Genomic DNA, 18,444 nt, shown 5'->3' with positions numbered 1-18,444 from the left:
ATGAACGCGACCGGTTGTCGGGCCACGTCAGTGCCAGGCACAGGCGATCAGCTGTCCGCGGAGTGGGCGTCGGCAAGGGCCTCGCCGACGAGCCGTCCGGCGAGTTCCACGCAGCGCATCCGGGCAGGAGAGAAGTCGTAAGGCATCTTGGTGATCGCTGCGGCGGCACTCATCTCTGTGCCCTCCTCCCCTTTCAGGTCGGCGTCGTAGATCTCGAAGATCTTCTCCTCGGCCGCGTCGAGACCAGCTGCCTCGATGGCCTGATTCAGGGCCATTTGGTGAGCGCATCGCTGTACGGCGAGCGCTTCGACGCGCGGGTCGTCGGGTTCGACGCCGTCGTCGAGGGCGGCCTCGGCCGCCTCAAGACGGTCCTCCTCGGCCCGCAGGTCGGGGTGGGTGGCCAGCACGATGAACATGCCGGCCTGGATGGCGGCGCCCAGCGGCCCGAAGATCCGTCCCGTGACCAGCAGGGCGTCCAGATCGGAGGGGCGCAACGCGCCCGGGGGCAGGTGGCTGAGCCGGTCCGTGACCAGTTCGGAGAGCAGCCCCAGCGGGCTGCCCACCGCCTGCAGGCGCTGGACAGCCGCGCGCCGACGTTTGATGGCGGCCTCCTGCGCCGCCAAGGTTTCCTCCAGCCTGCTCAGGACCGACTCGATATCCGGGGCTTGGTCCAGGGCTTCATCTCCAGCTTCGTCCCGGGCTCCGCCGAAGGCGGCCCGCATGTCGTCCAGGCTGATACCGGCATCAGCCATCTTGCGGATCCACAGCAGGCGGATCATGTCGTCATAGCCGTAGCGGCGGCGGCCGTCCCCGCCGCGCTCGGGCTCCGGCAGCAGACCGATCTCGTGGTAGTGGCGGATGGCGCGTGGGGTGATCCCGGCGAACGCAGCGGCATCACCGATCTTGACCTGCCGGGGAGGCGTGAGGGAGGGATACATAGCAGACAGAGCCTTTCGTGCTGTGGTGCCCCGACCCCACCACATGCCGCTACGGCATGTGCAACAACCCCATCCAGGTGCCACCGGAGCCAGGCCCTAGCTGCCGCCGGGACCGATCAAGAACGACGAACCACCCGGGAACGCAGAGTGACCACCGGCGGCCAGATAGCTCCCCGCCAAGTGGCCGCCGCTGGGGAATTCCCACTGACCGCCGACACCGACGTGGGCGCCGGTTGCGGTCTACGGCAAGGCGAGATCCTTGGGCTTTCGGTCGACTCCATCGACTTCGACAACGGCACCCTGCATGTGGTGCAGCAACTCAAACTGAGCTTGAGCAAGGCCGTGTTCGCTCCGCCGAAGGGCGGCAAGCTCCGTGACGTACCACTGCCCGATCCCGTGGCAGAGGCGCTCAAGGAGCACATCAAGCGGTTCCCGCCGGTAGAGATCACCTTGCCGTGGATGCGGGCCAACGGGCAGTCCATGACGAAGCGGCTCATCTTCACGGGCCCCAACGGCGGGCACGTCTGGCGCACGTCGCTGAATGAGGACCACTGGAAGCCCTCTCTCGCGAAGGCAGGCGTCATCCCGACTGCCAAGAGCCGTGAGCACGCAGCCGCTCGCGAGCACGGCATGCACGCGCTCAGGCACTTCTACGCATCCGTGCTCCTGGACGCCGGGGAGAGCATCAAGGCCCTTGCTGAGTACCTCGGACACTCGGACCCCGGTCTGACTTTGAAGGTGTACGCGCACCTCATGCCGAGCAGCCGGGAGCGGGCTCGGAAGGCTCTTGGGCAGGCTCTCCGGCCGCAAGATCACACGGACTGAGGTTCCAGAGAGGTTCCACGGCATGAAAATGCCCCTGAGTCGCGCCGTATGCGCAGCTCAGAGGCATGATCACAAACCCTACTTCTTCTTGCCCTGGTTCTTCACAGCCTCGATCGCAGCCGCGGCCGCGTCCGGGTCCAGGTAGGTTCCGCCCGGGTTCAGCGGCTTGAAGTCGGCGTCGAGTTCGTAGGCGAGGGGGATGCCCGTGGGGATGTTCAGGCCTGCGATGTCCGCGTCCGAGATGCCGTCCAGGTGCTTGACCAGGGCGCGGAGGCTGTTGCCGTGGGCCGCGACCAGGACCGTGCGGCCGGCCAGGAGGTCGGGGACGATGCCGTCGTACCAGTACGGGAGCATGCGGACGACGACGTCCTTCAGGCACTCCGTGCGGGGGCGGAGCTCCGGCGGGATCGTCGCGTAGCGCGGGTCGTCCGACTGGGAGAACTCCGTGCCGTCCTCAAGGGCCGGCGGCGGTGTGTCGTACGAGCGGCGCCACAGCATGAACTGCTCCTCGCCGAACTCCGCGAGGGTCTGCGCCTTGTCCTTGCCCTGCAGCGCACCGTAGTGGCGCTCGTTCAGGCGCCAGGAACGGTGGACCGGGATCCAGTGGCGGTCCGCCGACTCCAGCGACAGCTGGGCCGTGCGGATCGCGCGCTTCTGGAGGGACGTGTGGACCACGTCGGGGAGGAGGTCGGCGTCCTTCAGGAGTTCGCCACCGCGGACCGCCTCCTTCTCGCCCTTCTCGTTCAGGTTGACGTCCACCCAGCCGGTGAACAGGTTCTTCGCGTTCCATTCGCTCTCGCCGTGGCGGAGGAGGATCAGCTTGTACGGTGCGTCGGCCATGCGCATGAGCGTAATCCAAGGCTTTGATCCGTTGCGCGCCCGCCCGTCAGCCGGACACGCATCCGCCCGGCAGCCGGACAGTTGACGGGATCTGTTAAATGGCTGGCCCTCCCACGCGATGGATTCGTAATGTGTGCCTACCGCTCCAGCCGCTTACATCCGTGGGGGATCCGCCATGACCGCCGCCGCCCTGAGACGTGTCACGCGCGAGACGGTCTCCGGTCTCCCCCGCGAGTTCTGGTGGCTGTGGACCAGCACACTCGTGAACCGGCTCGGCGCGTTCGTCGCGACCTTCATGGCGCTCTACCTCACCCTCGACCGCGGCTACTCCGCCTCGTACGCCGGACTGGTCGCCGCGCTCCACGGGCTCGGCGGAGTCATCTCCTCCCTCGGCGCGGGCGTCATGACGGACCGGCTCGGACGGCGGCCCACCCTCCTCGTCGCCCAGTCGTCGACCGCCGTCTCCGTCGCGCTGCTCGGCTTCGTGCACCACCCGATCGCGATCGCCGCCGTCGCCTTCCTGGTGGGAATGGCCAGCAACGCCTCCCGGCCCGCGGTCCAGGCGATGATGGCCGACATCGTCCGGCCCGAGGACCGCGTCAGGGCCTTCTCCCTCAACTACTGGGCCATCAACCTGGGGTTCGCCGTCTCCGCCATGGCGGCCGGGTTCATCGCCGAGTTCAGCTACCTCGCCGGCTTCCTCATCGAGGCCGGGATGACCATGATCTGCGCGATCCTCGTCTTCGCGAAGCTGCCCGAGTCCCGGCCCGAGCGGGTGTCCAAGGGCGTCGACGAACCCGAGGCCGGACTCGGGACCGTGCTGCGCGACGGGCGCTTCATGAGCGTCGTCGGGCTGTCCTTCCTCGTCGCGCTGATCTTCCAGCAGGGGTATCTGGGCCTGCCCGTGGCGATGGGCGAGGCCGGGTTCACGCCCGCCGACTACGGCATGGCGATCGCGGTCAACGGCGTCCTCATCGTCGTCCTCCAGATCCCCGTCACCCGCTTCATCCAGCACCGGGACCCGAGGCGTCTGCTCGTCCTCTCGTCCCTCCTCGCCGGGTACGGCTTCGGGCTCACCGCCTTCGCCGGCTCGGTCGGCGTCTTCGCGCTCACGGTCTGCGTCTGGACCCTCGCCGAGATCGTCAACGCGCCCACCCAGACCAGCCTCGTCGTCCGCCTCTCCCCCACCCACGGCCGCGGCCGCTACCAGGGCATGTACACCATGTCCTGGTCCGTCGCCGCCCTCGTCGCGCCCCTGATGTCCGGTTTCGTCATCGACCGGTACGGGGCGGAGTGGCTGTGGGTCGCGTGCGCGGTGATCGGCACGGTCGCCGGGGGCGGGTACTGGGCCCTGATGCGCAACCTGCCGACGCACGACCAGCACGACCTGGAGGATCCGGAAGCCGCCGGGGCACCTCTTCCCCCCACCTCCAAGCCCGAGGTCAGCGCGGCGTAAGCCGGCCCCGCCCCACGCATCCCCCGTACGCCTCAGGGGTGCATCCGCGCCCCCTTGAGCACCTTGTCCACCGCGTTGCGCGGCCCGTACACCGCGAGCCCCACCAGATCCAGCTCCGCCGTCGGTACGGCCCGTACCGCCGCCCGGTTGTCCCGGTCGTTGCCCGTGGTGAACAGGTCGGAGGTGAAGAGGGCGCGAGGCAGGGCGCGGGAGAGGGCCTTTGTGTGGGCCGACGTCAGCGTCTCCTTCGTACCCTCGAAGACCAGGACCGGCTGGCGGAACATCGGCAGATAGCCGGTCCCGTCGGCGTCCTCGTACGGCTCGCCGATCACCTCGGGCACGGACGCCCCGATCCCGCTCACGAGGAACGCGGTCACGTTCAGCCGCTGCCAGGGCTCCAGGTCCTCCCGCAGCAGGACGGCGATCTTGGTGTCGAAGCGGACGGGTTCGGCGCGGGCGGGTTCCGTGGGAAGGGGTTCAGCGTTCATGCACTGAGACTGCCGAGCCGCGTACGCCCTCGTCTTGTACGTTCTTTGCATGGTCGCCCAGCGTGAGGTCTCCGCGTGGCGCCCGCGCGTACCGGGTGTCGTGGAGGTGTTCCACGCCCATTTCACGGAGTACGCGTATCCGATGCACGTCCATGACGCGTGGACGCTGCTGATCGTGGACGCCGGGGCCGTGCGGTACGACCTCGACCGGCACGAGCACGGCACCCCGCACGACACGGTCTCGCTGCTCCCGCCGCACGTCCCGCACAACGGCTCGCCGGTCACGCCGTCCGGCTTCCGCAAGCGGGTGCTGTACCTGGACCTCAGCCGGCTCGACGAGACCTATATCGGCCCGGCGGTGGACACCCCGGACCTCGTCGATCCCGTACTGCGCCGCCGCGTCGGGCAGCTGCACACGGCCCTCGCCCACCCCGGCGACGAGCTGGAGGCGGAGAGCAGGCTGACGCTGATCGGCGAGCGGCTGCGCGGCCATCTGCGCCCGCGGGCAGGGGAGGACCCGCCACGTCGGCCCGACCGCACCCTCGCCCACGACCTGCGCGAACTCCTCGACGAGCGGCTCCTCCAGGGTGTGAACCTGGAGGAGGCCGCGCGCCTGGTGCACGCCCACCCCGCTCACCTGGTGCGGGCGTTCAGCGGTGCCTTCGGGATCGCCCCGCACCAGTACATGATGTCCCGCCGCGTCGACCGCGCCCGTCGGCTCCTCCTCGACGGCCGTACGCCGGGCGAGGTGGCGGCGGAGACCGGCTTCTACGACCAGTCGCATCTGACCCGGCACTTCAAGCGGCTGGTCGGGGTGGCTCCGGGGCGCTACCGCCTCAGCGCTCGCTGATCCCCGGCCCGGGCTGAACCTCCAGTTCGCGCTGAGCCTCGTACAGGTTCCGCGGGCGCACCGTCCCCGAGGTCCCGTAGAGCTCCAGGCGGGAGTGCAGGTCTCCGGAGAAGTCGGGTACGTCGATCTGGTCGAACTCGGTCACCTCGTTGATGCCGACGGTGGCGCTGTAGGGGGCGAGGCCGTCGATCCTCGTCAGGCCGGCGCGGGCGTTGGTGACGCGGATGTTCCAGTGGGTGAACCGGGCGCCGAAGAGCGGTCCGGCGACGGCATCGCCGCCGTGACGGCCGTTGTTGGTGACCGTGATGTCGGTACGGACGTTCGCGAAGGGCATGCCCCGGTGGGTGTCGAAGGTGCCCATGCGCATGTCACCGCGCGACCAGACGTTGTACGAGGACAGCCCCTCCACGTTGATGCCGTGGAGCTGGGTGCCCGCGGGGGCCGGGGTCGTGCGCTGCTCGATGACGAAGTCCTCGACGAGGTTGTCGTGCGAGCCCTCGCGGCAGAAGTACGGGTGGTGCGTACCCCGGCCCGCGACCCGGGTGTGAGCATGACATGCAACCTCTGCACGGGAAAAGGGTCGTGCAGCGGTCGATTGACGGGCGCGCTGATGGAGGGTTAGTACGGACCAGTTGGTCAGTCGGTCGAACGTAGAGTCAGATGACTGAACGCATCGAGGTTGCGCGTTGACTCGCCGCGCGACACCCGCCAGGCGTACTCCTTGCGGATCGCGGAGGCGAAACCGAGCTCCAGGAGGGTGTTGAAGCTGCCGTCGGCGGCCTCCAGGACCGAGCCGAGCAGCCGGTCGATCTCGTCGGCGGTGACCGCGGCGAGCGGGAGCTTGCCCGCCACATAGATGTCGCCGAGGGGGTCGACCGCGTAACTCACGCCGTAAAGCTTGAGGTTGCGCTCCAGGAGCCAGCGGTGCACTCCGGGCTCGTTCTCGTCCGGGTGGCGGATGACGAAGGCGTTGAGCGACAGGGAGTGCCTGCCGACGATCAGCGAGACGGTCGTGGACAGCTTGCGCGTACCGGGCAGCTTCACCACGAAGTGGCCGGGCTGCGGGCTCTCCCACTCGATCTCGGCGTCCTTCAGGACCTCCTCGACGGTCCCCGCCGCGCTCTCCACATCAGCCATGGTGGGAGCGTACGTGACGGCGGTGCTCGTGCATCGCCGCCGTGTAGACGTCCGCCGTGGCGGCGGCGGAGGTGTCCCAGCCGAAGGACTTGGCGTGCCAGGCGGCGGCCGCGCCCATCCGGTCCGGGAGCGCCCGGTTGTCGGCGAAATCGCGCAGCACGCGCGCGTAGTCGACGGGATTGTGGCCCGGGACCAAGAAGCCGGTCTCCTTGTGCCGCACCGCGACGGGCAGACCGCCCACCGCGGCCGCGAGCACCGGTGTCCCCGCCGCCTGTGCCTCTATGGCGACGAGCCCGAAGGACTCGCTGTAGGAGGGCATCACGAGGACGGACGCGGCCCGGAACCAGTCGGCGAGCTGCTCCTGTCCGACCGGCGGCCGGAACCGTACGACGTCGGCGATGCCGAGCCGGGCGGCGAGCTTCTGCAGGCCCTCGGGCTTGGCGAGGCCGCTGCCGCTCGGGCCGCCCACGATGGGCACCACGATGTTCGAGCGGAGCTCGGGCCGCTCGTCCAGGAGGACGGCGACCGCGCGCAGCAGCACGTCAGGGGCCTTCAGGGGCTGGATGCGACCGGCGAAGAGCGGTATCAGGGCGTCCTGCGGCAGGCCGAGCCGGTCGCGCGCGGCGGCGCGTCCGTCGGCGGGGCGGAACCGGTCGAGGTTCACGCCCGGGTGGACGACCGCGACCTTGTCGGGCTCGGCCTCGTAGTGCCGTACGAGCTCGTCGGCCTCTTCGGAGGTGTTGGCGATGAGGCGGTCGGCGGCGCGCACGATCTGCGTCTCGCCGATGACCCGGGCGGCCGGCTCGGGGGTGTCGCCGTCGGCCAGGGCGGCGTTCTTGACCTTCGCCATGGTGTGCATCGCGTGCACCAGGGGGGCGCCCCAGCGTTCGGCGGCCAGCCAGCCGACGTGGCCGGAGAGCCAGTAGTGCGAGTGCACCAGGTCGTAGTAGCCGGGCCGGTGACCGGCCCAGGCCTGCATGACCCCGTGCGTGAAGGCACAGAGCTGGGCAGGCAGATCCTCCTTGGCGAGCCCCTCGTACGGGCCCGCGTCCACATGCCGTACGAGGACTCCGGGCGCGAGTTCCACCTTGGGCGGCAGGGCCCCGGTCGTCGCGCGCGTGAAGATCTCGACCTCGATGTTGATCGCGGCGAGGCGCTGGGCCAGCTCCACGATGTAGACGTTCATGCCGCCCGCGTCGCCGGTGCCCGGCTGGTGCAGTGGTGAGGTGTGCACGGAGAGCATCGCGACGCGGCGGGGCCGGCGGTGCAGCCTGAGCCTCGAAGGGGCCGCCGGGGAGCGGCGCCCGAGCCTGCTCACGTACTGGCTCACGTGGCGTTCCTCCTTGCTGCGGACTTGCTCTGACCGTGTTGCGGGCATGCCTGACGGAGGACGTGAAACGCCCTCCAGCTGCTTGAACGCCGGAGCACTCTGCTCCATTTCCTCTTTGCCGAATCATTGCCGGGGGTCGCTCAACCGTTCGATGGTGTGTTGCGTGGGAGGGATGCGGGTGGGCGCCGCTTTTCCTCGCCCCCGCCACCCCTACCCTCCCCCACTCTCGGCTTCGCTCGAGCGGGGGGACCCCCATCGTCCCTGACTCAGGGGCTCCGCCCCCGAACCCCCAAAAGACTGCGCGGTTCCCCGCGCCCCTTCGGGGGCGCGGGGAACTGCGCGACCAGCCACGACGAACCCGCACACACAACCCAACCCGGCGCCGCAGGCACCCGCACCGCCTACCCTTACCCCCATGAAAGCCCGCGCAGCGACCCCCGTCGGGACGGTGACGCGCGGTACCACCAACCCCAACCGCCTCCGCCGCATGGACCGCTGGATCGCGACGACCCACGGGGCCGAACTGCGCAGGTCGGATGCCCCCGTGGCCGTGGATCTCGGATACGGCGCGGCCCCCTGGACGGCGGTGGAGCTCCTCCAGCGCCTCCGTACCACGGCCCCCCGCACCCGCGTGGTCGGCGTGGAGATCGACCCGGCCCGGGTCGCGGCCGCGAAGCCGTACGAACGCGAGGGGCTGGAATTCCGGCACGGCGGTTTCGAGATCCCCCTGCCGGAGCGGCCGTCGCTGATCCGCGCGGCGAACGTGCTGCGGCAGTACGAGGAGGCGGAGGTCGCCGAGGTCTGGGCGCGACTGTGCGCCCGCCTCGCTCCGGCGGGCGCCGGCTCGCGGGGCGGGCTCCTCGTCGAGGGCACGTGCGACGAGATCGGCCGTCGGCATGTGTGGGTCGCGCTCGGCCCCGAGGGCCCGCGGACCGTCACGTTCGCCACCCGCCTCGGTTCTCTGGAGCGCCCGTCCGACCTGGCCGAACGCCTCCCCAAGGCCCTCATCCACCGCAACGTCCCGGGCGAACCGGTGCACGCCTTCCTCCGCGATTTCGACCGGGCCTGGGCGGCCGCGGCGCCGTACGCCTCGTACGGCGCCCGACAGCGCTGGATCCGGGCCGTGCGCGATCTGACGGCGGACTGGCCGGTCACGGACGGGGCGGCGCGCTGGCGGCAGGGCGAAGTGACTGTGCGCTGGGAGGCGTTGGCACCTCGCTCGTAGGCCGGCCGAGCCGACGGACGTGAGTTCGGCGGAGCCGTCACACGGCGGGAACGATCTCGGTGAGTCGTTCGTCACATTGGCGGGGAACGCGCGGGAGATCATCGCCGAGTGGGCAGTGAGGGGTGGGGAACGGGCGGTACAGCGGAGGGAGTTCCTGCCCGCCTCTGTCACATTGCGCGCCGACATGGCACGATCCCCGAGGCCTTCGTAAGTTACTGACGGTAAATCAACTTGGGGGTTGGTCCATGGGAACCGGCAAGCGGAGCCTGACCACTACGGCCATGGCCCTGGCCTGCGCGGCAACCATCCTGTCCGCGCCGGGAGTGGCCTTCGCGGCCCCGACTCCGACCCCCACGCCGACTCCGACGCCGCCTCGGAGCTCAACGCCCGCGAGCACCAAGGACCTTGAAGCGGTCCGCAAGAAGCTGGACACGCTCTACCACGACGCGGCCGTCGCCACGGACGCGTACAACCTCGCGGAGGAGCGGGCCGAGGAGCAGTCGACCCAGATCGTCGGGCTGGCCCGTTCGATCGTCGAGGGGCAGGCGCGCCTCGACCACCTGAAGGACCGCGCGGGCGCCGCGGCCCGCGCCCAGTACCGCAGCGGCGGACTGCCGGACGAGGCCCGGCTGATGCTCAGCGACGACCCGGCCGAGTTCCTGGACGGCGCGGGCCGGATCCGCGAGGGCGCCCAGGCGACCAAGGGCCTGCTCGCCGAAATGAAGCGCACCCAGGAGGACTTGGAGCAGTACGCGCGCGACGCGGCGGCCCAGTGGAAGAAGCTGGAGTCCAACCGCGAGGCGAAGGAGAAGGCCAAGAAGAAGGTCAAGAAGCAGATCGCCGCCGCCGAGAAGCTCGAGTCGCAGTTGGAGAAGGAAGAGAAGCAGCGCCTGGCAAAGCTGGAGCAGCAGGCCGCGTACAAGGCGCAGTCGGCCTGGCTGGGCTCCGGCGTCCTCGACGAGATCAGCGGCAAGGCGTCGGCCCAGGGCAAGAAGGCCGTGGAGTACGCGACGAAGCAGCTCGGCAAGCCGTACGAATGGGGCGCCGAGGGGCCCAACACGTTCGACTGCTCGGGCCTGACCTCACAGGCGTGGGCGGCGGCCGGGCAGGGCATCCCGCGCACGTCCCAGGAGCAGTGGAAGCAGCTCGACCGCATCGCCGTCGAGGCCATGCGCCCGGGCGACCTCATCGTCTACAACTCGGACGCCAGCCATGTCGCCATCTACATAGGCGACGGCGCGATCATCCACTCCCCCCGCCCGGGACGTACGGTGACGATCGCGGGAGCGGGATCGATGCCGATACTCGGGGTCGTACGCCCCGAGCAGTGACACCACCGGGCCGCGGGCGCGGTGCCACCAGTGCGCCGGCGTCACCGCCGGTCCACCGGTGACGCCATCGGCCCGCCGGTGACATCGCCAGTCCGCACGTGACGTCATCGGTCCGTCGGCGACACCGCCGGTCCGCACGTGACGTCATCGGTCCGTCGGCGACACCGCCGGTCCACCCGGGCCGGACGACCGGCCGGGGACGCTCACCGTCGACCCGGACCGGGCACACGACCCGGAGCGCTCACCCGTCGGCCCCGACCAGGTACCCGCCCCGGAGCGCCCACCGGGGTCGTACGTCCCGACAAGTGACACTTGGTCGCTTTGGTGCCGCCACCGGCGTGACCTGTCGCACGTGATGCGCGGCACGTTCCGGGCTGCCCGGCAACCCCCGGGGCGTGATGTACGTCATCCCGGGCAAGAGCGCATCCTGCCCAATTGCGATACGGGATGCGGCATATGACGGTGGCTGTTTTGGACGTGCCCTGGCCTCCGCCATTCCTTTGTGGCGGCGGCTGACGCTATGGTCCCCGTCGGTGGACCGAGACCCCTCGGTCCGCCATGCCCTCGGGGGGAGGGAAGGAACCCAGACGATGCCCGTACCCGTACCGCGGCAGAGAGCGATCCCCGCCGTGGAAGGTGGTCAGGCTCGCGCCGCGTCCTCAACCGGCGGACCGGCTCAGGCCGTGCCCGCACCCGGCGCCATGCCCGGCCAGGCGCCGCCCTCGACGAGCCGCGACACCTGCGGCGACACCGGCCACGGAGGCGACGCCCACCACGGCGGCCTCCACAACGGCAGTGCCCAGACCGGCACGGCCCCGCTGACGCTGCTCGTGATCGAGGACGACCCGGCCGGCTCGCTGAACGTGCCCACACTCCTGGACTCGGCCGGCAAGCCCATACGTGTCCGTACCGCCCGCAACCTCACCGAGGCCGAGCGGCTGCTGACCGACGACGTCCAGTGCATCCTGCTCGACCTCGCGCTGACGACCGGCGGCCGGACGGCCGCCGACATCGGGCCGGAGGACGAGCTGGCCACGCTCAAGCACGTGCTGCGGCTCGCGCCGCGGCACGCCGTCCTCGCGCTCACCGCGTCCGAGGACGCCGAGCACGGCGCCGAGGCGGTGCGCGTCGGCGCCCAGGACTACCTCTTCCGCGACGAGCTGGACAGCCGGCTGCTGAGCCGCGCGATCCGCTACGCGGTGGAGCGAAAGCGTTCCGACACGGCCGAGCGACGGCTCACCGAGTCCAAGCTGCGCGCCCAGGAGAACGCGCGTCTTGAGCGCGGCCTGCTGCCCACGCCCCTCCTTGAGGGCTCCTCACTGCGGTTCGCCGCGCGCTACCGGCCCGGCCGCTCGCGCGCGCTGCTCGGCGGCGACTTCTACGACACCGTCCGCACCCCCGACGGCACCGTGCACGCCATGATCGGCGACGTCTGCGGTCACGGCCCCGACGAGGCCGCGCTCGGCGTGGAGCTTCGGATCGCCTGGCGCGCGCTGACACTGGCGGGCCTGTGCGGCGACGAGCTGCTCTCCACGCTCCAGCAGGTCCTGGAGCACGAGCGCGACAACGACGAGATCTTCGCGACGCTCTGCACGGTGGACATCGCGCCGGACGGCCGCCGCGCGGGCCTGTGCCTGGCCGGTCACCCGGCCCCGCTCATCTCGCGCCCCGCCCGCTCGCGCGCCGCCATCGGCGCGGACGGTGCCGGGGAGCCGGCTCCTCCCGTCGCCGAGCTGCTGCCGTACGAGAACGGCGGCCCGGCGCTGGGCCTGCTGCCGAACGCCCGCTGGCCGCGCCAGCAGGTGGAGCTGGGCGGCGAGTGGAGTCTGATGCTCTACACGGACGGCCTGATCGAGGGCCGGACCGGCGAGGGCCGGGAGCGGCTCGGCCAGGACGGGATGGTGGACATGGTCCGCCGCCAGTTGGCGCAGGGGCTGCGGGGCGAGGAACTGCTGCGGGCCGCCGTGAACGAGGTCCGGGACCTCAATGGCGGAGAGCTGACGGACGACGTGGCCGTGCTGCTGCTGGATCGGGTGGCTTAGCCGCGGCGCGCTCCGCTGGGTGGCGCCGTTCAGTGCCTGCGGGCCGAACGTGGCCGGTCGCGTCAGTACCTGCGGGCCGTCCGTGGCTGGTCGCGCAGTTCCCCGCGCCCCTGAAGGGCGCTGGTGCGCGGCGGCTGGAAAGTGGGCCGGAGCTCAGCGGCCGCCGTTGTACGGGCCGTACGGGCCGTCGCTGCTGCTTCCGCCTCGGCGGCCGCCTCCGCCGCCCGAGACCTGCCTGAGCGCGGGCCGGACGTCGACGAAGAAGACGATCGTGGCGATGAGGCCGGCGATCTGCAGGAAGACCATCGGGACCAGCAGATTCACGGCCACCGTGACGCCCAGGATGATCAGCCAGAACATCTTGCTCTGCTTGTTCGCGGCGCGGTACGCGTCGTCGCGCGCCAGGCCCGCCATCACCAGCGCCACCACCGCGAGCACCAGCATGCCGAGGAAGATCAGCGACATGAAGCCGCCGAACGCGGTCAACAGCACTTGGCCCACCTACCCGATTCGAGTCCTCGTCCCTACGCGGTCACCGTACCCGCAGAACGGGTCGGGGACTCCGATAGTGCCCGGAGTCCCCGACCCGTTCTCGTAACACCCTGCCGCCGTTGACCCGGCGGCGGCGCCGCGCCTACTTCGCGGGCGGCGTGGTCTTCTTCGCGGTGGTCTTGCGGGCCGCCGGGGCCTTCTTCGCCGCGGTCTTCTTCGCCGGGGCGGGCTCGGCCTTGGCCTCGGCGGGCTTCTCGTCCTTGACCGCGACCGGCTCCGGCTTCGGCTCGACGGCCACGGCCAGTTCCTCGATCTCCTCGGCGGCCTCGCCGCGCCAGGTCTTCACGGTCTGCTCGCCGCGCTCGGCGACCTTCTCGTACGTCTCGCGGGCCTTCACGGCGTACTCGGCGGCCACGCCGACACCGCGGAGGGCGAAGTCCTGAGCCGTCTCACCGATCTTCTTCAGGTCGGTGTCCAGGGTGCCGATGAACTCGTTCACCTTGGTCTGAATGGTCTCCTGCGCCTCCTTGGCGCGGGCGGTGGCCTTCTCCTGGACCTCGTTCGGGTCGATGCCGCGTACGGCGTCGATGCGAGCGGGCGCCTCGGCACGAAGCTGCTCGACGATGCCGGGCACCTTCTTGGCCTGCTGGATGGCCAGGTCGGCGGTGCCGGCGGCGAAGTAGAGCGGGGTCGGGTCGCTGAAGGTCTTGCGCAGGTCGTCGGTGATGGCCATGGCGATGGTCCTCCCGGAATCGCTAGTGCTTGAAGCGTGAGGGTTTCGTGGTGCGGTACTCCGCCGCCGGCCGGGCCGTCCATGCCGTGCCCGGCCGTGCCTTACTGGCCACGCCGTGCTCGTCATGACGTGCCCGGTCAGCTCGCGGAGGACTGCTGGTCTTGAGGGTCTTTCCTGTCCTGCGGGTCGTTCTTGTCCTGCGGGTCGTACAGGTCGTGCGGGTCGTTCGCCCCGGCATCGCTGCCGTCGGCTGCCGTGCGGGCCCTGTCAACGACGGTGTCCGGGTCATCCGTCACGTCCGTTACGCCGGTCGTGCCGGTCGCATCCGGTGCGCCTGCCGCACCGGGGACACCCAGAGCCTCCTCGACCGCCTTGATCCCGACCTCGATCTCGAACCCGTTCTCCTTGCGGAAGGACTCGTAGATCTGGAGCAGCACCTGCTTCTGCCGCTCGTTGAGCGTCGGGTCGGCGAGGATGACGGCACGCGTCTCCACCTCGTCCCGGTCCCGCTCGGCGTCGAGGATCCCGGCACGGACGTACAGCGTCTCGGCGGAGATCCGCAGGGCCTTGGCGACCTGCTGCAACACCTCCGCGCTCGGCTTGCGCAGCCCGCGCTCGATCTGGCTCAGATACGGATTGGACACCCCGGCGGCCTCGGCGAGCTGCCGCAGGGACAGCTGCGCGTTGCGCCGCTGTTCACGCAGATACTCACCGAGATTGCCGACGTTGAGCGATGCCATGCCCCTACCCTGCACCACCCCCGCTAACTATTGCAAGCACATGCTTGCAAAAGTGCGCCACGCCACTTGCGTCCGAGCACTGCTGTCCTGTCTCTGCGATGTCCGGGCAGTCTCGGAGATCTCCGGGCATGTGAGTGGGTGTCTCGGTCATGTCCGGGCAAGTTGTGGAGTGTCTCAGTCTTCTCCAGGTACGGCGGGTCCGGCGCTTCTACGGTCGTAGCGTCTGGTCAGCGTCGTACCGGAGGCCGGGGTGGCGGAGCATGGACAGGTTCCGGAGTCCGCGGAGGACTTCGAGGTCGAGTACGCCACCACGGCAGGCGTACGGCGGCGGGGCACGCTGGGCGAGTTGTGGCCGGTCCGGTTCGAGGACGTGCCGCCTGAGCGGCGTTTCCCGGTATTTCGAGGTCAGGGCAACTGGTGCGGCTGGTATTGGTCGGCGACCTGCGGCGATCACGTGGGGTTCGAGTCGTGGCTGGAGCGGGACCGGCTGGTGCTGCTGGACTTCGATCCGTTGGTGACGGGGATGGCCTCGCAACCGTTCCGGCTGACGTGGACGGACCCGGAGGGGAAGCAGGTGCGGCACACGCCGGATTTCTTCGTACGTCGCGCGGACGGGACCGGACTGGTGGTTGATGTCCGCCCCGATGATCGGATCGAGCCGTGTGATGCGGTGAAGTTCGCCGCGACGGCTGCGGCCTGTTCGCTGGTGGGCTGGGATTTCCTGCGGGTCGGAGCCCCGGATGCGGTGCTGATGGCGAACGCGCGGTGGCTTGCCGGCTACCGGCATCCGCGGGTGCACCGCCCGGACGTCGCCGCCCGCCTGATGGCGGTGTTCTCCGAGGACGCCCCGCTGTTGGAAGGGGTTCGCAGGGTCGGCGACCCGATCGCGGTGCTTCCGGTGCTCTATCACCTGCTCTGGCGCCAGGTGTTCTCCGCTGACCTGGAAACGGCTCTGCTGTCGGCGGGGGCGACGGTCCGGCTGTCCGACGCGAGCATGGGAGGTGGCTATGCCGATGCGTCCGCGATTGCTGCGGGTGGGTGATGCCGTCCGGTTCGATGAACGCCTGCATACGGTGGCGGCCCTGGAGGGGACCACGGTCCGGCTCGTCGACGAGAACGGGTCGGCGAGCGTGGTGCTGTTGCCGCATCTGCTTGCCTCCGACGGGTTCGTGGTGGTCACGGCGGCCTCGCCGCGCATGACGGTTCCCGCCGCCGGGGTGCTGGAGGGGTTGCCGGGCAAGGCGGTGGAGCGGGCCGAGTGGTGGCAGCGGCATCTGGTGGAGTTGCTCACCGGCCGCCCGGCCCATGCTCCGGACGGGCCGGTGAGGCCCGAGTACGACCCGGCGGTGAAGTCGCTGCGGCAGCGGGAACTCGCCAAGGCCGCCGAGCTGGCGGAGGCCGGGACGGCGGTGTCGCTCACGGTGTTGCAGGACATGCGGGCCCGCTTCGAGCGAGAAGGGGTTCTCGGCCTGGTCGACCCGCGGCTGCGGACGGCTCCGGATAGCACAGGCCGAGCTGACCGGCGGGTTGTCGAGGCCCTGCGGCGGGTGGTGGACGACCAGACCGGCCGGTCAACCGTCTCCGCACAGGTGCTGCGGCGCCGGATGGAACGGCTGGTGGAGGCCGAACACGGCCCCGGAGTCCCGCTGCCGTCGCGGGCGACGTTCTACCGGCTCCTGTCGGCGGTCACATCCGGCCGGCACACCCTGGGCTCGGCCCGCACCCGGCGCTCGCTGGCCAAGCAGCCGGACGGCATGTTCGGACAGCTCACCGCAGTCCGGCCCGGCGAGGTGATGGAGATCGATTCGACTCCGCTCGATGTCCTGGTCGTTCATGACGACGGCACGGTGGACACGGTGGAGCTGACAGGCGTCGTGGACATCGCGACGAGGACGCTCGCGGCAGCCGTGCTGCGGCCTTCGACGAAAGCGGTCGACGCCGCCCTGCTGCTGGCGCGGGCGATGACCCCGGAACCGATGCGGCCGGGCTGGGCGGACGCGCTTCGCATGTCGCGGTCGGTTCTGCCGCACGCCTCGCTCATGGCGCTGGACGAGCGGCTGGCCAAGGCCGCGGCCGTCCCGGTCATCACCCCCGAAACGATCGTCTGCGACCGCGGCAAGGCATATCTCTCCGACACCTTCCGGACGGCCTGCCGGTCTCTGGGCCTGGACTTCCAGCCCTGCCACCCGGATACCCCTACCGACAAACCTCGGGGTTCATACTGCGCCTCCTTGGGCTGATTCGGTGGGTGTTCCAGCTGGTGCTGGTCGTGGTCCCGGTGGCCGTCCGATCCGTGGCCGGGCGAGGTCGGGTGGCGGCGGGAAGTAGAGGTACTCGCCCTTGTCGTTGGCGACGCGGCCGGTCAGCAGGCCGTTGTTCCGCCAGATCTGGACGGTGTTGAGGCCGATGCCGAGCCGTCGGGCGATCTCGCGCAGGCTCAACATGCCCTGGTCCGCAAGTCGTTGAGGGTGACTGCGCAGGCCGTACCTGTTCCGGATGTGCCGGACGATCGTGGGCCGGAGTGCGTGTCCGGTGCCGCTGACGTGGCCGCGTTCGGTGAGGATGGCGGCGATCTGGCCGTCGGTGTGATCGTCGAGGAGTTCGTCGATGGCCGCGACGACCTCGGGCGGGGTCTGCCGGACCTGCCAGGAGGCCAGCGGGACGGGCATGGTCATGGTGTGCTCCTGGCCGCCGGTCAGCCGGACGTGGACGGTGATCTGGTCGGCCCGGACCAGGGTGACGTCTGCGACCAGCAGTCTGACCAGGCGCTTCCGTTCCCGCATCGGGGTGTCGGGGTCGTTCCAGAGGGCGGGGAAGTCTCCGGCCAGGGCGGTGATCCGGGCCTTCTGGGCGCCGTCGAGGATGCCTCCGCCATTGTTCTTGGCTCTCTCGTACGTTTCGCGGACCTGGGTGAGTTCGCGCAGGGCGGTGTTCCAGTCGGCTTCCAGACTGCCGGCCACGAGCCGGTTGTCAGGATCGACGGCGAGGTAGCGGCGGCGGGCCAAATCGACCTGATACTGGGCGCGTTCGACACCAGCGGCTCGTAGTCGCTCGGCCTCGTCGGCGCGGGCGGCGAGTTCGTCGGCGACCGCGAGGGCGGCGCTGATCGCGTGCGGAGTCAGCGCCTCGATGAGGAGGCGGCCGACCGCGTTGTCGACGACGGCGCCGTGCACGCGCTGGCAGATCGGGTTGCCGTACTCGATGCCCTTGGCCTGGCAGACGTACTCCGGCTCCAGGCCGTGTTTGCGGTGGTGGTAGCGCACGGTCATCCGGCGTCCGCAGATCCCGCACAGGGTCATGCCCTGGAGCAGAGCCGGGCCCTCTCGGGCCGGTCCGTGGCGGCGGTCCTTGCCATAAGCGACGGCGTTCGAGGTCAGCTTGGCCTCATTGGCCTCGTACTTGTCGAAGGAGATGTAGCCGGCGTGGGCGTCGGGGAACAGTGCGATCCACTGCTCGCGTGGCTGCAAAACCGGTGCGCTCTTCCCGCTCGCTGTGGGTTTGTGCTGGTGGCGGCCATAGACGAAGGCCCCGGCATAGCGCGGGTTGTGCAGGATCTGCAGCACTCTGGAGTGCGCGATCGGCATCCAGACGACCTTGCCCTTGTCCGGGCCGGACTGGATCCGCCGCGGCAGAGTGAGGCGGTCGTGGTTGAACGCCTTGACCACGCCGGTGGCCGAGCCTGTGGTGTCGAACAGCGTGAACACGGTGCGGATCGCCTGCTGGATCGCGGTGTCCGGGTCGAGGACGACCTTTCCGGCGCCGTCGTAGACCAGGCCGATCGGCAGTGGCTGGACCAGTTCCCCGCGCCGGGCCTTCGACAGCTGGCCGCCCCGCAGACGCGCCTTGAGCAGGTGCAGTTCCGCCTCGGACATGGTCCCTTTGAGTCCGAGCAGCAGGCGGTCGTTGAAGTCGCAGGGGTTGTAGAGGCCGTCCTCGTCCAGGATCAGTGTCCCGGACATCGCGCAGATCTCCAGCAGCCGGTGCCAGTCGGTGCTGTTGCGTGCCAGGCGGGAGACC

At 70.2% G+C, this 18,444-nt stretch carries 16 protein-coding genes and 2 pseudogenes; 8 read left to right on the top strand and 10 right to left on the bottom strand.

The features are described 5' to 3' along the window. Positions 1-47 precede the first annotated feature (47 nt). Positions 48-938 (bottom strand): MerR family transcriptional regulator, encoded by an 891-nt coding sequence (locus tag O3Q52_RS11500; RefSeq protein ID WP_269648688.1) that lies wholly within the window; start codon positions 936-938, stop codon positions 48-50. Positions 939-1,157: 219 nt separating this feature from the next. Here O3Q52_RS11500 and O3Q52_RS11495 point away from each other — a divergent pair. Then, positions 1,158-1,763, top strand: a pseudogene (locus O3Q52_RS11495) (tyrosine-type recombinase/integrase); the annotation flags it as partial. A 78-nt stretch (positions 1,764-1,841) separates the two neighbouring features. Here the strand turns inward: O3Q52_RS11495 and O3Q52_RS11490 are convergent. Beyond that, positions 1,842-2,603: a phosphoglyceromutase gene (locus tag O3Q52_RS11490; RefSeq protein ID WP_269648687.1), complete on the bottom strand. Its 762-nt coding sequence runs from the start codon at positions 2,601-2,603 to the stop codon at positions 1,842-1,844. Between the two features lie 175 nt (positions 2,604-2,778). On the opposite strand from O3Q52_RS11490, the gene O3Q52_RS11485 reads away from it, so the two are divergent. Then, the gene (locus O3Q52_RS11485; RefSeq protein ID WP_269648686.1) at positions 2,779-4,059 is read left to right on the top strand and encodes an MFS transporter; all 1,281 of its coding nucleotides are present in this window, start codon (positions 2,779-2,781) and stop codon (positions 4,057-4,059) included. A gap of 32 nt (positions 4,060-4,091) precedes the next feature. On the opposite strand, the gene O3Q52_RS11480 is transcribed toward O3Q52_RS11485, so the two are convergent. After that, on the bottom strand, positions 4,092-4,547 hold the full coding sequence (locus tag O3Q52_RS11480) for a DUF2000 domain-containing protein (RefSeq protein ID WP_269648684.1): 456 nt from the start codon (positions 4,545-4,547) through the stop codon (positions 4,092-4,094). 49 nt (positions 4,548-4,596) lie between these two features. Between O3Q52_RS11480 and O3Q52_RS11475 the strand changes: the two genes are divergently transcribed. Then, positions 4,597-5,397, top strand: a complete 801-nt coding sequence (locus O3Q52_RS11475) for an AraC family transcriptional regulator (protein ID WP_269648683.1) — start codon at positions 4,597-4,599, stop codon at positions 5,395-5,397. Here the strand turns inward: O3Q52_RS11475 and O3Q52_RS11470 are convergent. The 3 genes and pseudogenes from O3Q52_RS11470 to mshA all read right to left on the bottom strand — a co-directional run. Further along, a pseudogene (locus tag O3Q52_RS11470) lies at positions 5,384-5,941 on the bottom strand (hypothetical protein); the annotation flags it as partial. The gene O3Q52_RS11475 and the pseudogene O3Q52_RS11470 overlap by 14 nt on opposite strands. A gap of 92 nt (positions 5,942-6,033) precedes the next feature. After that, the gene (locus tag O3Q52_RS11465) at positions 6,034-6,534 is read right to left on the bottom strand and encodes a YbjN domain-containing protein (protein ID WP_269648682.1); all 501 of its coding nucleotides are present in this window, start codon (positions 6,532-6,534) and stop codon (positions 6,034-6,036) included. Further along, a complete protein-coding gene (mshA, locus tag O3Q52_RS11460; RefSeq protein WP_269648681.1) occupies positions 6,527-7,864 on the bottom strand; it encodes a D-inositol-3-phosphate glycosyltransferase in 1,338 nt (445 codons plus the stop codon). Before mshA ends, O3Q52_RS11465 begins: the two co-directional genes overlap by 8 nt. A gap of 415 nt (positions 7,865-8,279) precedes the next feature. Here mshA and O3Q52_RS11455 point away from each other — a divergent pair, with 415 nt between their 5' ends. From O3Q52_RS11455 to O3Q52_RS11445, 3 genes are all read left to right on the top strand, one after another. Next, positions 8,280-9,089, top strand: coding sequence for a class I SAM-dependent methyltransferase (locus tag O3Q52_RS11455; protein WP_269648680.1), 810 nt, complete (start codon positions 8,280-8,282; stop codon positions 9,087-9,089). Positions 9,090-9,334: 245 nt separating this feature from the next. Continuing rightward, positions 9,335-10,420, top strand: coding sequence for an NlpC/P60 family protein (locus O3Q52_RS11450; protein ID WP_269648679.1), 1,086 nt, complete (start codon positions 9,335-9,337; stop codon positions 10,418-10,420). A 590-nt stretch (positions 10,421-11,010) separates the two neighbouring features. Then, entirely contained in the window at positions 11,011-12,462 is a 1,452-nt protein-coding gene (locus O3Q52_RS11445) for a PP2C family protein-serine/threonine phosphatase (RefSeq protein ID WP_269648678.1), read from the top strand. A gap of 153 nt (positions 12,463-12,615) precedes the next feature. Here the strand turns inward: O3Q52_RS11445 and O3Q52_RS11440 are convergent, their stop codons facing one another. The 3 genes from O3Q52_RS11440 to O3Q52_RS11430 form a co-directional block, all read right to left on the bottom strand. Then, positions 12,616-12,954: a DUF2516 family protein gene (locus O3Q52_RS11440; RefSeq protein WP_269648677.1), complete on the bottom strand. Its 339-nt coding sequence runs from the start codon at positions 12,952-12,954 to the stop codon at positions 12,616-12,618. Positions 12,955-13,096: 142 nt separating this feature from the next. After that, a complete protein-coding gene (locus O3Q52_RS11435) occupies positions 13,097-13,687 on the bottom strand; it encodes a hypothetical protein (protein WP_269648676.1) in 591 nt (196 codons plus the stop codon). A gap of 137 nt (positions 13,688-13,824) precedes the next feature. Beyond that, positions 13,825-14,427, bottom strand: coding sequence for a helix-turn-helix domain-containing protein (locus O3Q52_RS11430; RefSeq protein ID WP_269648675.1), 603 nt, complete (start codon positions 14,425-14,427; stop codon positions 13,825-13,827). A 346-nt stretch (positions 14,428-14,773) separates the two neighbouring features. On the opposite strand from O3Q52_RS11430, the gene O3Q52_RS11425 reads away from it, so the two are divergent. Continuing rightward, positions 14,774-15,469: a TnsA-like heteromeric transposase endonuclease subunit gene (locus O3Q52_RS11425; RefSeq protein ID WP_269648674.1), complete on the top strand. Its 696-nt coding sequence runs from the start codon at positions 14,774-14,776 to the stop codon at positions 15,467-15,469. After that, positions 15,441-16,667 (top strand): hypothetical protein, encoded by a 1,227-nt coding sequence (locus tag O3Q52_RS11420; protein ID WP_269648673.1) that lies wholly within the window; start codon positions 15,441-15,443, stop codon positions 16,665-16,667. The genes O3Q52_RS11425 and O3Q52_RS11420 overlap by 29 nt, the downstream gene beginning before the upstream one ends. On the opposite strand, the gene O3Q52_RS11415 is transcribed toward O3Q52_RS11420, so the two are convergent. Beyond that, a partial coding sequence (locus O3Q52_RS11415; RefSeq protein ID WP_269648672.1) for a recombinase family protein occupies positions 16,644-18,444 on the bottom strand: 1,801 nt, incomplete at its 5' end. The two genes, O3Q52_RS11420 and O3Q52_RS11415, sit on opposite strands and share 24 nt — an antisense overlap.

The sequence above is a fragment of the Streptomyces sp. ActVer genome (assembly GCF_027270795.1).
Taxonomy (GTDB): domain Bacteria; phylum Actinomycetota; class Actinomycetes; order Streptomycetales; family Streptomycetaceae; genus Streptomyces; species Streptomyces umbrinus_A.
This window is presented reverse-complemented; position numbering and strand designations above follow the sequence as displayed.

What these genes read in the sequence shown, in the direction of transcription:
- O3Q52_RS11500 (WP_269648688.1), bottom strand. Translation starts at nt 938, where the DNA reads ATGTATCCCTCCCTCACGCCTCCCCGGCAGGTCAAGATCGGTGATGCC.
- O3Q52_RS11490 (WP_269648687.1), bottom strand. Translation starts at nt 2,603, where the DNA reads ATGGCCGACGCACCGTACAAGCTGATCCTCCTCCGCCACGGCGAGAGC.
- O3Q52_RS11485 (WP_269648686.1), top strand. Translation starts at nt 2,779, where the DNA reads ATGACCGCCGCCGCCCTGAGACGTGTCACGCGCGAGACGGTCTCCGGT.
- O3Q52_RS11480 (WP_269648684.1), bottom strand. Translation starts at nt 4,547, where the DNA reads ATGAACGCTGAACCCCTTCCCACGGAACCCGCCCGCGCCGAACCCGTC.
- O3Q52_RS11475 (WP_269648683.1), top strand. Translation starts at nt 4,597, where the DNA reads ATGGTCGCCCAGCGTGAGGTCTCCGCGTGGCGCCCGCGCGTACCGGGT.
- O3Q52_RS11465 (WP_269648682.1), bottom strand. Translation starts at nt 6,534, where the DNA reads ATGGCTGATGTGGAGAGCGCGGCGGGGACCGTCGAGGAGGTCCTGAAG.
- O3Q52_RS11455 (WP_269648680.1), top strand. Translation starts at nt 8,280, where the DNA reads ATGAAAGCCCGCGCAGCGACCCCCGTCGGGACGGTGACGCGCGGTACC.
- O3Q52_RS11450 (WP_269648679.1), top strand. Translation starts at nt 9,335, where the DNA reads ATGGGAACCGGCAAGCGGAGCCTGACCACTACGGCCATGGCCCTGGCC.
- O3Q52_RS11445 (WP_269648678.1), top strand. Translation starts at nt 11,011, where the DNA reads ATGCCCGTACCCGTACCGCGGCAGAGAGCGATCCCCGCCGTGGAAGGT.
- O3Q52_RS11435 (WP_269648676.1), bottom strand. Translation starts at nt 13,687, where the DNA reads ATGGCCATCACCGACGACCTGCGCAAGACCTTCAGCGACCCGACCCCG.
- O3Q52_RS11430 (WP_269648675.1), bottom strand. Translation starts at nt 14,427, where the DNA reads ATGGCATCGCTCAACGTCGGCAATCTCGGTGAGTATCTGCGTGAACAG.
- O3Q52_RS11420 (WP_269648673.1), top strand. Translation starts at nt 15,441, where the DNA reads ATGCGTCCGCGATTGCTGCGGGTGGGTGATGCCGTCCGGTTCGATGAA.